The organism is Streptomyces sp. SudanB52_2052 (genome assembly GCF_964272415.1).
GTDB lineage: Bacteria > Actinomycetota > Actinomycetes > Streptomycetales > Streptomycetaceae > Streptomyces > Streptomyces olindensis.
In genome coordinates this window covers 6,408,697-6,420,722 of record NZ_OZ186796.1, presented here as the reverse complement: position 1 = coordinate 6,420,722, position 12,026 = coordinate 6,408,697, and the positions used below count along the sequence as shown (strand labels likewise).

Annotated in this window: 11 protein-coding genes; 7 read left to right on the top strand and 4 right to left on the bottom strand. The window is 73.2% G+C overall.

All coding sequences use genetic code 11. The features are described 5' to 3' along the window. Nucleotides 1–3 precede the first annotated feature (3 nt). Nucleotides 4–495 carry a GNAT family N-acetyltransferase gene (locus ACSUPV_RS28730; RefSeq protein WP_436948834.1) on the top strand — a complete coding sequence of 164 codons (492 nt, stop codon included), beginning with the start codon at nt 4–6 and terminating at the stop codon, nt 493–495. A 48-nt stretch (nt 496–543) separates the two neighbouring features. On the opposite strand, the gene ACSUPV_RS28725 is transcribed toward ACSUPV_RS28730, so the two are convergent. Continuing rightward, nucleotides 544–2,595 (bottom strand): MDR family MFS transporter, encoded by a 2,052-nt coding sequence (locus tag ACSUPV_RS28725; protein ID WP_037763000.1) that lies wholly within the window; start codon nt 2,593–2,595, stop codon nt 544–546. Nucleotides 2,596–2,770: 175 nt separating this feature from the next. On the opposite strand from ACSUPV_RS28725, the gene ACSUPV_RS28720 reads away from it, so the two are divergent. Both ACSUPV_RS28720 and cpt read left to right on the top strand, forming a co-directional pair. Beyond that, on the top strand, nt 2,771–3,979 hold the full coding sequence (locus tag ACSUPV_RS28720; RefSeq protein WP_436948833.1) for a peptidoglycan-binding protein: 1,209 nt from the start codon (nt 2,771–2,773) through the stop codon (nt 3,977–3,979). A gap of 27 nt (nt 3,980–4,006) precedes the next feature. Then, complete coding sequence (gene cpt, locus ACSUPV_RS28715; protein ID WP_037762997.1) at nt 4,007–4,540, top strand: chloramphenicol phosphotransferase CPT; 534 nt, start codon at nt 4,007–4,009, stop codon at nt 4,538–4,540. 34 nt (nt 4,541–4,574) lie between these two features. On the opposite strand, the gene ACSUPV_RS28710 is transcribed toward cpt, so the two are convergent. Then, entirely contained in the window at nt 4,575–5,234 is a 660-nt protein-coding gene (locus tag ACSUPV_RS28710) for an HAD-IA family hydrolase (protein WP_436948832.1), read from the bottom strand. A gap of 175 nt (nt 5,235–5,409) precedes the next feature. Continuing rightward, nucleotides 5,410–5,991 carry a TMEM165/GDT1 family protein gene (locus ACSUPV_RS28705; RefSeq protein ID WP_031112059.1) on the bottom strand — a complete coding sequence of 194 codons (582 nt, stop codon included), beginning with the start codon at nt 5,989–5,991 and terminating at the stop codon, nt 5,410–5,412. Between the two features lie 400 nt (nt 5,992–6,391). Here ACSUPV_RS28705 and ACSUPV_RS28700 point away from each other — a divergent pair, with 400 nt between their 5' ends. From ACSUPV_RS28700 to ACSUPV_RS28685, 4 genes are all read left to right on the top strand, one after another. Continuing rightward, nucleotides 6,392–7,036 carry an HNH endonuclease family protein gene (locus ACSUPV_RS28700; protein ID WP_382615997.1) on the top strand — a complete coding sequence of 215 codons (645 nt, stop codon included), beginning with the start codon at nt 6,392–6,394 and terminating at the stop codon, nt 7,034–7,036. An 80-nt stretch (nt 7,037–7,116) separates the two neighbouring features. Then, nucleotides 7,117–8,754, top strand: a complete 1,638-nt coding sequence (locus ACSUPV_RS28695; protein WP_436948831.1) for an alkaline phosphatase D family protein — start codon at nt 7,117–7,119, stop codon at nt 8,752–8,754. Nucleotides 8,755–8,956: 202 nt separating this feature from the next. After that, nucleotides 8,957–10,972, top strand: a complete 2,016-nt coding sequence (locus tag ACSUPV_RS28690; RefSeq protein ID WP_436948830.1) for an FAD/NAD(P)-binding protein — start codon at nt 8,957–8,959, stop codon at nt 10,970–10,972. A gap of 77 nt (nt 10,973–11,049) precedes the next feature. Further along, a complete protein-coding gene (locus ACSUPV_RS28685) occupies nt 11,050–11,499 on the top strand; it encodes a DoxX family protein (protein ID WP_031112050.1) in 450 nt (149 codons plus the stop codon). A gap of 66 nt (nt 11,500–11,565) precedes the next feature. Here the strand turns inward: ACSUPV_RS28685 and ACSUPV_RS28680 are convergent, their stop codons facing one another. Beyond that, complete coding sequence (locus ACSUPV_RS28680; protein WP_436948829.1) at nt 11,566–11,796, bottom strand: hypothetical protein; 231 nt, start codon at nt 11,794–11,796, stop codon at nt 11,566–11,568. Between the last annotated feature and the right edge of the window lie 230 nt (nt 11,797–12,026).

The window sequence follows — 12,026 nt, the reverse complement described above, 5'->3', positions numbered from 1 at the left end:
GTCATGACCTGGACCATGGCCCCGGAACCGTACGACTCCCCCGTCGCCGTCGCCCTGTGGCGGGCGTACTACACCGAGGTCAGCGACCGCTGGTACCTGCTGCACGAGGGGCGCCGGACCGACCCGGACGAGCTGGAGCGGGAGATCGCCGCCTACCGGGGCGCGGACCTCGCGCCGCCGCGCGGGCGGTTGCTGGTCGCCCGGTACGGCGGCGAGCCGGCCGGCTCGGCGGGCGTACGGCTGCTGGACGGCACGACCGCCGAACTCACCCGGGTGTTCCTGCGCGAGCCGGTGCGCGGCAAGGGCGGTGCCGCGCTGCTCGTCCGGGCCGCCGAGGACGCCGCCCGCGCGCTCGGTGCCGACCGGATGATCCTCGACACCCGCGGCGACCTCGTCGAGGCCCGTGCCCTGTACGCCCGGCTCGGTTACCGGGAGACCGAGCCGCACAACGACGACCCGTACGCCGAGCACTGGTTCAGCAAGCGTCTCGACTGAGCTCCGGCAAGCGTCTCTACTGGACTCCGGCGAGCGTCTCGACCGAACTCAGACCGCCCGGCCCGCCGGCCGCGCCTCGTACGGCCGCTCGCGCCGCGACCCGCACAGCTCGCCGTTCAGCTCCCGCACGAGCCGCACCAGGTCGGTCGGCCGGTCCGGGCCCCACCAGTCGCCGAGCAGCTCGGCGAGGGACTCCTCGCGGGCCCGCGCCAGCCGCTCGGCGACCTCGCGTCCCCGGTCGGTCAGGACCAGGTCGAGGCCCACGCGCACGGCGAGCCGCCGCTCCTCGACCTGCCGGGCGGCCTCCATGATCACGGTCAGCGGCACGGGCAGGCGGTCGGCCAGCACGCCCGGCTCCACCGAGCCGTACCGGCGGATCCGCAGCAGCAGCCAGCTCGCCGCGGGGAGCAGGTCGTAGCCCGCCCGGGCGGTGATCTTCCGGTAGATCTCGCGCCGGCCCGCGCGGGTGCCGAGCACCGACAGGGCGCGGCACACCTCGTCGTACGAGGACCGCTCGACGGGATTGCTGGCCAGGGTCTGCGTGCCGTCGGGCGCGGTGACCGAGCCGCGCAGCCGGTCCTCCCTCAGGAACCAGGCCAGGACGAACCCGAGCAGCGCGACGGGGGCGGCGTACAGGAAGACGTCCGTGATGGACACGGCGTAGGCGTGCAGGGCCGGCGGGCGCAGGTCGGGCGGCAGGGCGGCGATGCCGCGCGGGTCGGCCTCCAGCGCGGCCACGGAGACGCCGGGCGGCAGCGGGGCACCGCGGAAGGCGTCCGTGAGCTGGTCACCGAGCCGGTTCGCGAAGACCGTGCCGAAGACGGCGACGCCGAACGAGGCGCCGATGGAGCGGAAGAAGGTCGCGCCGGAGGTGGCGACACCCAGGTCCGCGTACGGGACCGCGTTCTGCACGATGAGCACGAGGACCTGCATCACCAGGCCGAGGCCGAGTCCGAAGACGAAGAAGAAGCCGCTCAGCTCGGCGGTGGAGCTGTGCTCGTCGAGCTGGTGCAGGAGGAGCAGCCCGAGCGTGGTGACGCCCGTGCCGGCGATCGGGAAGACCTTCCAGCGGCCGGTGCGGCTGACGATCTGCCCGGAGGCCGTCGAGGCCAGTAGCAGGCCCAGCACCATGGGCAGCATGTGCACGCCGGACATGGTCGGGCTGACGCCCTGCACGACCTGGAGGAAGGTCGGCAGGTAGGTCATCGCGCCGAACATGGCGAAGCCGACGACGAAACTGATCACCGCGGCCAGGGTGAAGGTGCGCACGCGGAACAGCTTCAGGGGCAGCACGGGCTCGGCGGCCCGCCGCTCGACGGCGACGAAGACGGCGGCGAGGACGACGCCCAGGACGGCGAGCCCGATGATCTGCGGAGAGCCCCAGCCCCAGGTCGTCCCGCCGAGCGAGGCGACCAGCACCAGGCAGGTGGCGACGGCGGCGATGAGGAACGTGCCGGGATAGTCGATGACGTGCCGCTGTCCCTTGCGCGGGAGGCGCAGGACGGTGGCGATCACGGCGAGCGCGACGATCCCGACCGGCAGGTTGACGTAGAACACCCAGCGCCAGCTCACATGCTGGGTGAACAGCCCGCCGAGCAGCGGCCCGAGCACACTCGTGGCGCCGAAGACGGCACCGAACAGCCCCTGGTAGCGGCCGCGTTCGCGAGGCGGCACCAGGTCGCCGACGATCGCCATGGACAGCACCATCAGCCCGCCGCCGCCGAGCCCCTGCACCGCCCGGAAGGCGATCAGCTGGGTCATGTCCTGCGCCGCGCCGCACAGCGCGGATCCGACCAGGAAGATCACGATGGCGGTCTGGAACAGCCTCTTGCGTCCGTACTGGTCGCCGAGCTTGCCCCACAGCGGGGTCGCGGCGGTCGCCGCCAGGAGGTAGGCGGTGACCACCCAGGACAGGTGATCCATGCCGCCGAGGTCGCTGACGATGGTGGGCAGCGCGGTCGACACGATGGTCTGGTCGAGGGCCGCGAGCAGCATGCCGAGGAGCAGCGCGCCGATCGAGACCAGCACGTTCCCGGGCACCTGCTCCTGGGCGGCGACGCCCTGGGACGTCGTGCTCGCGGCCTGTGCGTCACCGGCCATGCGACCTCCTGAGGCTCCCCTGTGACATTTTCCATCGTGACCGCTGTGACCCGTTATGGCCCGCCGGGCCCTTTTGGAAGCGGTGGTTCCGAAGGCTCGTCGAACGCGCTGTGGAGGAGATCTGGATAATCTTTGGAGTTCGCGAGGGGGAGTACGCGAGGGGAGGGAGGAACGCGTGGAACCGCCGAACGGTCACCCGTGCCCGGAGTGCGGCGCGCCCAGACGCCCGGACAGCACGCCCTCCTGCGCCTGCACCCACCGCGCCGCCGAGGCCCTGCGCGACGCCCGCACGGCGGAGGCGGCGGCAGCGGAGGACTTCGACCCGCTGCGGATCCGCCCGTACGTGGAGATCGACGCCGCGGCGCCCTCCGGGACGGGGACACGGGACTCCCGTCCGGACCCGGACGCCTCCCGCACCGAGCCCGGCGCGCAATCACGGTCAGAGCCGAAAGGGACCACGCCCCCGCGGACAGCGGAGGGCGCCCCGCGCAACCCCCACACGGCGCCTGCGGAAGCACCGCCCCCCGGAACCGCCGAGCAGCCGCCCCCCTCCCCCGCCGACGCCACCATGCCCCTGCACCCGGTGGACCCGGACGCGACGACCGTCCTGCCGACCACCCCGGCCACCCCGGCCACCCCGGCCACCCCGGTGATTCCGGCGCTCCAGGCGCCCGGCGTGTCCGAGCCCAGCGTCACGGATCTGCGGCTGTTCGACGGCGGGGGACCGGATCCGCGTACGGAGGAACCGGGTGAGGCCGGGCCGAGGCCCGGCCGGCGGCGCCGTGCGGTTCTCCTCGCCGCCGTCGGGGCCTGCGTGGCGGTCGTCACGGCGGCGGGGTACGCGAGCGGGCTGTTCTCCTACGAGAGCCCGTCCCGGGACACCGCGCTGCCGGACGACATCCGGGCGAGCGTGCCGGACGCCCCGTCGAGCAGCGCGGTGTCCACGCCGCCGGAGGCGAGCGCGTCGACCCCGCCGCCCGCCCCGGCCGCACCGCCCCCGTCGCCGTCGCGCACGGAGAGCCCGTCGCCCTCCGCCTCGCCGTCCACGCCGAGCGCCTCGCCGAGCCCGTCCCGGTCGACCGGCCCCGCCACACCGCAGCCGTCCGCCTCGGCGACCGCCCCCGGGCAGACGTCCCCGGACGACCGCCAGAACGACGGCCCCGCCGTCCTGCGCCGCGGCGACCGGGGCCCGCAGGTCGCCGAACTCCAGCTGCGCCTGCGGCAGGTGTACCTCTACGACGAGGACGCCGACGGCTCCTTCGACGACCGTCTGGAGGAAGCGGTCCGCACGTACCAGTGGTCACGCGGCGTCCAGACCGACGACCTCGGCGTCTACGACCGGGAGACCCGGGAGAGGCTGGAGTCGGAAACTCGGAAGCCGTGACCGGCCCGTCCGCCCTACTGTGACGCCGTGACCACTCAAGTGATCGTGCTCAACGGCGGATCGAGCTCGGGCAAGTCCGGGATCGTGCGGTGCCTCCAGGAGATCCTGCCCGATCCGTGGCTGGCCTTCGGCGTGGACGACTTCGTCGACGCGCTGCCCGCGAAGTTGCAGGGCTCGGACGCGGGGATCACGTTCGAGGCGGACGGCGGAGTGAGCGTGGGGCCGGAGTTCAGCGCCCTGGACGCGGCCTGGACGGAGGGCATCGCCGCGATGGCCCGCGCCGGCGCCAGGGTCATCGTCGACGACGTCTTCCTCGGCGGACCGGCGTCCCGGCAGCGGTGGCAGCGGGCCCTGGCCGGGCTCGCCGTGCTGTGGGTCGGCGTCAGGTGCGACGGCGCGGTCGCCGCGGGGCGTGAGATCGCCCGGGGAGACCGGGTCCGGGGCATGGCCGCGTCACAGGCGCAGCTCGTCCACGAGGGCGTGGGCTACGACGTGGAGGTGGACACGACGCACTCCGAGTCCCTGGACTGCGCGCGCGCCATCGCCGCCCGCGTCGACTGACCGGGGCCGGCTCCTCAATCGACCTGCCCGTTCCTCAACCGACGTGGAGACGGATCGTCCCGTCCCCGACCGCCTCCACCCGGACCTTCGTGAGGTCCTCGACCACCACGTCCGGCTCGTGGACCGCGGCTCGGGGCCCGACCCCGACCACCGTCATCCCGGCGGCCCGCCCCGCGGCTATCCCGGCGCCGGAGTCCTCGAACACCACACAGTCCGCGGGGGCGACCCCCAGCTCGGCGGCGCCCTTCAGGAAGCCCTCCGGGTCGGGCTTGCTCGCCCCGACGGATTCCGCGGTCACCCGCACCTCGGGCAGCTCCAGCCCGGCGGCCGCCATCCGGGCCGTCGAGAGCGGCACGTCGGCGGAGGTCACGAGGGCGTGCGGCAGCCCCCGCAGCGAGGCCAGGAACTCCGGCGCCCCGGGGATCGCGACGACACCGTCGGTGTCGGCCGTCTCCTCGGCGAGCATCCGGGCGTTGTCGGCGTGGTTCTGCTCCATGGGCCGGTCGGGCAGCAGCAGCGCCATCGACGCATAGCCCTGCCGCCCGTGGACGACCTTCATGACCTCGTCCCCGTCGAGTCCGTGCCGCGCGGCCCAGCGCCGCCAGACGCGTTCGACCGAGGCGTCGGAGTTGACGAGGGTGCCGTCCATGTCCAGCAGGAGGGCGCGGGCGGTGAGCACGGCGGTGGCCGTCATCGGCAGCTCCAAGGCTCAGGGCGCGGGGAGGGGCACGAGACGGCCCCCGGAGGGACAAGGCGGCCCCGCCCGCCGGTCAGGGAAAACGGGCGGAGGCCACTTTGTTCCCCCACGGTACAAAACAAGTCCGGGTTCGCGCCAGGGGCCCCCTGCGGACGTTCATCCACTGTTCAGCTCACCCGGTCACGGCCTCCCACAGGCTCCACACCCCGAGCCCGAGCATCAGCAGCGCCGCGATCTGCGTGATCAGCCGCAGCGGCACCTTCTTCATCAGCGCCTTTCCGCCGACGATGCCGAGCCCGGCCACCGCCCACAGCGCGAGCACCGCGCCGAGGCCGACGGAGAGGGGGTCGTCGTAGCGGGCGGCCAGGTTCGCGGTCATGATCTGGGTGAGGTCGCCGAACTCGGCGACCAGGATGAGCATGAAGCCCGCGCCCGAGACCTTCCAGAAGGACTGGTTCTCCGGCTTGCGGACCTCCCCCTCGTCCTCGCCCTTCTTCAGCAGCAGCATCGCGGCCCCGCCGAGGAAGAGCACGCCGGTCAGCGCGTGCACGATCTGCTGCGGCAGCAGCGTCAGCACGCTGCCGGCCGCGACGGCGAGCGCGACGTGCAGCGCGAAGGCGGCGGCGACACCGGCGAAGACGTAGGAGGCGCGGTAGCGGGTGCCGAGAACGAGGCCGGCCAGGGCGGTCTTGTCGGGCAGTTCGGCGAGGAAGACGACGCCGAAGACGACGGCCGTCACGGTCAGGCTGATCAAGGGTTCCTCAATCGGTCGGGGCTGCCCCACCGAGAGTGCTGAGCCTGTCGAAAACTTTCGACGCGACACCTCGGCACGGCAGCACACTCGGCACCCGTGCCGTACGGCACGGGCGTGCACTGCTTGCCGAAGGTCTCGCTGGCGGGTCCGGGAAAGGACCTGCCTCCGGGCGCCGGCTCAGGCGGGCTGAGCAGTATGTCGACGATCCGGCGAAGAGCTACTCCCCTTCTGCGCCGTCCATGGTACGCGACGCCCCGGGCGTGAAAAGTTTCCGCCCGCACCTTGTCATGTCATGAACGCGTCATTAACTTCTCACCGGGCGCACACCTGTGCGCAACACGGCACCGCGAGCATTCCCTTCGCTCGCTCGCCAACGCCCCCTTCTCCCCAGGGAGTTCGCATGCCCAGGTTCTACGCGCGTCGACGGCTCGGTGTGGCCGCGGCCGCCACCGCGCTCATATCCTCCGTGGCCCTCTTCAGCGCCCCCACCGCCTCCGCCGCCCTCCCCACCCCGGTCAGCGGCGCGACCGCCCGCTCCTACCTCGCCACGCTCACCGTGGCCACCGAGGACCGCACCGGCTACAACCGCGACCTCTTCCCGCACTGGATCACCCAGTCCGGCACCTGCAACACCCGCGAGGTCGTCCTCAAGCGCGACGGCACCAACGTCGTCCAGGACTCCTCCTGCGCCGCCACCAGCGGCAGCTGGTACTCGCCCTACGACGGCGCCACCTGGTCCGCCGCCTCCGACGTCGACATCGACCACCTCGTCCCGCTGGCCGAGGCCTGGGACTCCGGCGCCGACAGCTGGACCACCTCCCGCCGGCAGTCCTTCGCCAACGACCTGACCCGCCCGCAGCTCATCGCGGTCACCGACAACGTCAACCAGGCCAAGGGCGACCAGGACCCGGCCACCTGGATGCCCTCCCGGACGGCGTACCGCTGCACGTACGTCCGCGCCTGGGTCCAGGTGAAGTACTACTACGACCTCTCGGTCGACCCGGCCGAGAAGTCCGCGCTGCAGAACCACCTGGCGAGCTGCTGACACGCGCTGTTTTCGTGTCGGAACCTCCCCGCTGACCTCCGTCGTTCCGTACCGTACGGGGCGACGGAGAGGGGATCGCCATGGCCGGACTGCGCCTCGGACCACTGCTGAGGTACACCGACGGCTCGTCCGCGACCGTCTGGGTCGAGACGAGCCGTCCGTGCGCCGCCGAGGTGCGCTGCGCCGACGGCGCGGGCGGCACGGCCCGGACCTTCCAGGTGGCGGGCCACCACTACGCGCTCGTCCCGGTGACCGGCCTCACGGCCGGGACGACCACGACGTACGAGGTCTTCCTCGACGACACCCGGGTGTGGCCGCCGCCCGAATCCCCCTTCCCGCCCTCGGCGATCCACGCGCCGGGCCCGGAGGGGGCCCTGCGGGTCGCCTTCGGCTCCTGCCGCTGGGCCGCCCCGCCGGCGGGCGGGCACGACCCCGTCGGCCCGGACGCCCTGGACGCGCTGGCCACCCGGCTCGCGGCCGACCCCGAGGGCGAGCGGCCGCACGTCCTGCTGCTGCTCGGCGACCAGGTGTACGCCGACGAGACCTCCGACACCACCCAGCGCTGGCTGGCGGCCCGCCGCGACCTGGGAGAGCCGCCGGGCAACGGGGTGGCGGACTACGAGGAGTACACCCACCTCTACTACGAGTCGTGGCTCGACCCGCGCATCCGCTGGCTGCTGTCCACCGTGCCCAGTTTCATGATCTTCGACGACCACGACGTCATCGACGACTGGAACACCTCCGCCGCCTGGCTCGCCGACATGCGGGCCACCGACTGGTGGCGGGAGCGGCTGCTGAGCGGCCTGATGTCGTACTGGGTCCACCAGCACCTCGGGAACCTCTCCCTGGAGGAACTGGCGGCCGACCCGGTCTACGAGCGGGTCCGCGAGCTCCCCGACGGCACCGACGTGCTGCGCACCTTCGCCGCCCGGGCCGACGCCGACCCGGCCACGGCCCGCTGGAGCTACCGGCGCGACTTCGGCCGCGTCCGGCTGGTGATGGTGGACAGCCGGGCGGCCCGCGTCCTGGACGAGAAGGCCCGCTCGATGCTCGACCCGGGCGAGGACGCCTGGCTGCGCGAGCAGGTGCTGGACACCCCCGAGACGTACGACCACCTCCTCCTCGGCACCTCGCTGCCCTGGCTGCTGCCGCACCTGGTGCACGACGCCGAGGGGTGGAACGCGGCGCTGTGCCGCGGCGAACGGGGCGAGCGCTGGGCGCGGTTGAGCGAGAAGGTGCGGCGCGCCGCCGACCTGGAGCACTGGTCGGCGTTCCCCGAGTCCTTCGCCGGGCTGGCGGAGCTGATCGCCGAGGCCGGCTCCGGGAGGGACGCCCCGGCGACGGTGTGCGTGCTGTCCGGGGACGTGCACCACGCCTATGTCGCCGAGCCCTCCTGGGCGGGCTCGGGCCCCGACGCCCGGGTGCTGCAGCTCGTCTGCTCCCCCGTGCACAACTCCGTGCCCCTGTCGATCCGGCTGGCCTTCCGGGTCGGCTGGAGCGCGGTGGCGCGCGGCTTCGGCCGCTGTCTCGCCCGGCACGGCCGCCTCTCCCGTCCGCCGGTCGGCTGGCGCAAGACGGGCGGCCCCTGGTTCGGCAACCAGCTCATGACCCTGACCCTGCGCGGCCGTTCGGCCCGGCTGCGGCTGGAACAGGCGAAGGCGCGGCAGGGGACGGGGCCGCGGCTGACGACGCTCATGGACTCCGAGCTTGCCCCGTAACCCACCCGCAGCTTGCCCCTAACGCACCCGCAGCTTGCCCCGTAACCCACCCGTACCGCCCGTTTGTTGCCGCTGTGACCCGTGATGCTAGTGACGCATGCCACAGCGAGTGTCAATCCTTCCCCGCGGGCCCCGACTCCCGCTCCCGGCGACGGCATGATGAGGCGGACCGTCCGCTTCCCCACCGGCGGACCTCCGACCCATGCGCCCCCCACGCCCTGGAGTTCCACCCTTGTCTGCGTCGACCGAGGAATCCGCACCGGCAGCGGCATCCGCACCGGCAGAGGAATCCACACCGCCCCGTCAACCGGGGTCGCTCTCCCTCGCCCTGGTCGGGGCCGGGCCCCGCGGCACCAGCGTCCTGGAACGCCTGTGCGCCTCCGCCCCGGAACTCCTCCCGCCCGGTGCCCGGCTGACGGTGCACGTCGTCGACCCGGATCCGCCCGGGCCGGGCCGGGTCTGGCGTACCGCCCAGTCGTCCGAACTGCTGATGAACACCGTCGCCTGCCAGGTGACCCTGTTCACCGACGACAGCGTGGACTGCTCGGGCCCGATCCGCCCGGGCCCGAGCCTGTACGAGTGGGCGCGCGGCGCGCTGGGCCCGGACGAGTACCCGACCCGGGCCGACTACGGCCGTTACCTGGAGTGGGTGTTCGCCGAGGTCGTACGGGAGGCACCGGCGGCCGTGCGCGTGGAGACGCACCGGGCGCGTGCCACCGGGCTGCGGGACATGCCCGGCGGCCACCAGGCCCTCACCCTCGACGACGGCCGCACGCTGACCGGCCTGTCCGCGGTGATCCTGGCCCAGGGCCATCTGCCGGTGACCGCCGATCCGGTCCAGCGGCGCCTCGCGACCCACGCCACCCGGCACGGCCTGCGCCACGTACCGCCCGCCAACCCGGCCGACGTCGACCTGTCCGCCGTACCCCCGGGCGAACCGGTCCTGCTGCGCGGCCTCGGTCTCAACTTCTTCGACCACACGGCCCTGCTGACGACCGGCCGCGGCGGCCGTTTCGTCCGCGACGACCGGGGGCTGCGCTATCTCCCCTCCGGCCGCGAGCCACGGCTCTACGCCGGTTCCCGGCGCGGCGTGCCGTACCAGGCGCGCGGCGACAACGCGAAGGGGCCGTACGGCCGGCACGTCCCGCTGGTCCTCACACCGGAGGTGATCGCGGGCTTCCGCAAGCGCGCGGACTCCGGGGAGGCGCCGGACTTCCGGGCGAAGATATGGCCGCTGGTGGCGAAGGAGGTGGAGACGGTCTACTACTGCGCGCTGCTGCGGCGGCCGGGGACCTCCGCGTCCGGCACGGGACGGGGCGGGCGGGACCGGGAGTTCGCCGACCGCTTCCTGGCCGTCCCGCACGGCGATCCCCGAGAGGCGCTGCTGCTGGACGAGTTCGGTGTGCCCGGCACCGGCCGCTGGTCCTGGGAGCGGGTCCTGCGGCCGTACGCCGGAGAGGACTTCGCGCACCCGGGCGAGTGGCGCGACTGGTTGCTGGCGTACCTGCGGCGGGACGCCGCACAGGCCGCCCTGGGCAATGTGGACGGTCCGCTGAAGGCGGCCCTCGACGTGCTGCGCGACCTGCGCAACGAACTGCGGCTGATCGTCGACCACGGCGGGCTCGCCGGCCACTCCCGCCGGGACCACCTGGACCGCTGGTACACCCCGCTCAACGCGTTCCTCTCCATCGGCCCGCCCCGGCGCCGCACGGAGGAGCTCGCGGCGCTGGTGGAGGCGGGTGTGGTGACGGTGCTCGGGCCGCGGTTGCGGGTGGCGGACGAGGACGGGGCCTGGACGGCGTACTCACCCGACGTGCCGGGCTCGGCCGTCCGTGTGAGAACCCTCATAGAGGCCCGACTGCCCGAACCCGACCTGCGCCGCACGGCCGACGAGCTGCTCGCCGGGCTGCTGCGGAGCGGGCAGTGCCGCCCGCACACCGTGGACGGTTACGAAACAGGCGGGTTGGATGTGACCCGGCGCCCGTATCATCTGATTGACCGTCAAGGAGTTGCACACACAAGGCGGTTCGCGTTCGGAGTGCCGACAGAAGGCGTCCACTGGGTGACCGCGGCGGGAGCGCGTCCAGGTGTGGATTCGGTCACCCTTTCGGACGCGGACGCGGTGGCGAGAGCCGCCCTACGTGCGACTGGGGCCGGAATCGGATCCCAGCCAGAGGTAAAGCCGTGGCCAAATGTTGAACTTGCAAGCATCAATTAGGCGCACCTAACGTGGGTTACTCGTCGGTTCTGTCCCCGACCGGCCCCGCTCGGCCGGCCAACCGAAGGAGACCCCCCATGACCGCACGCCTCAACGGCGCGCAGCCGTACGCCCTCGGGCTGTTCCGGATCGTCATCGGCCTGCTGTTCGCCTGCCACGGCGCCGTCGCGCTCTTCGGCGTCCTCGGAGGTGTGGACGGCAAGGGCGGCACCGCCTCCACCGGTGCCTGGCCGAACTGGTACGCGGCCGTCATCGAGCTCGTCGGCGGCACCCTGGTCCTGCTGGGCCTCGGCACGCGCATCGCGGCCTTCATCTCCTCCGGCGCCATGGCGTACGCGTACTTCAAGGTCCACCAGCCGCAGGCCCTGTGGCCCATCGAGAACAGCGGTGAGGGCGCGGCCATGTACTGCTGGGCCATGTTCCTGCTGATCTTCACGGGCTCCGGCGCCTTCGGCCTGGACCGGCTGCTGGCGAAGCGCACGTCGACGCAGGGGCAGCGGTCCGCCCGGACACCGGTGACGGCCTGAGCCGCCCGGCCCTTTCGACGGAGAACGGCGCCTCTCCCGGACGGGAGGCGCCGTTCGGCGTTTCCGCTACCCGCTCGCCGCCACCCAGCCGAACGGCACCGTGAAGCGGGCCACCCGGGCGCCCGCGCCCTGCCGGTCCGCGGTGAAGGAGAGCCAGACCTCGTTGTGCGGACCGACGTGGTGCGGATCGCCCGAGGGCCGGTGCTGGTAGTGCCCTCCGGCGGCCTCGGGATCGGCACCGCAGGGCTCGCGGTGGACGTGGACGCCGTAGGCGTGCCCGGGCTTCATGCCGGTCACGCGCAGCCGGACGGTCGTCGCGCCGCCGCGCGCCGTGCGCTACGGGACGCCCGCACCGACCGCTCCCCGGAACACGGCAGCCGGGTGACAACCCGGACGAGCCGAGACGAGGTGAAACACTCCGTACCGAACGTACGAGCCCCCCGTGAACCGCCCGTCACACCCCGGGCGTACGCTGTATGGCTGTCATGGCCACTCCTGCCGCTCCCCCCGCGACATCGCGGCACGGT

Excerpts from the sequence above, each read along its gene's own strand:
- ACSUPV_RS28730 (WP_436948834.1), top strand. The coding sequence starts at position 4 with ATGACCTGGACCATGGCCCCGGAACCGTACGACTCCCCCGTCGCCGTC.
- ACSUPV_RS28725 (WP_037763000.1), bottom strand. The coding sequence starts at position 2,595 with ATGGCCGGTGACGCACAGGCCGCGAGCACGACGTCCCAGGGCGTCGCC.
- ACSUPV_RS28710 (WP_436948832.1), bottom strand. The coding sequence starts at position 5,234 with ATGACGGCCACCGCCGTGCTCACCGCCCGCGCCCTCCTGCTGGACATG.
- ACSUPV_RS28700 (WP_382615997.1), top strand. The coding sequence starts at position 6,392 with ATGCCCAGGTTCTACGCGCGTCGACGGCTCGGTGTGGCCGCGGCCGCC.
- ACSUPV_RS28695 (WP_436948831.1), top strand. The coding sequence starts at position 7,117 with ATGGCCGGACTGCGCCTCGGACCACTGCTGAGGTACACCGACGGCTCG.
- ACSUPV_RS28690 (WP_436948830.1), top strand. The coding sequence starts at position 8,957 with ATGCGCCCCCCACGCCCTGGAGTTCCACCCTTGTCTGCGTCGACCGAG.
- ACSUPV_RS28685 (WP_031112050.1), top strand. The coding sequence starts at position 11,050 with ATGACCGCACGCCTCAACGGCGCGCAGCCGTACGCCCTCGGGCTGTTC.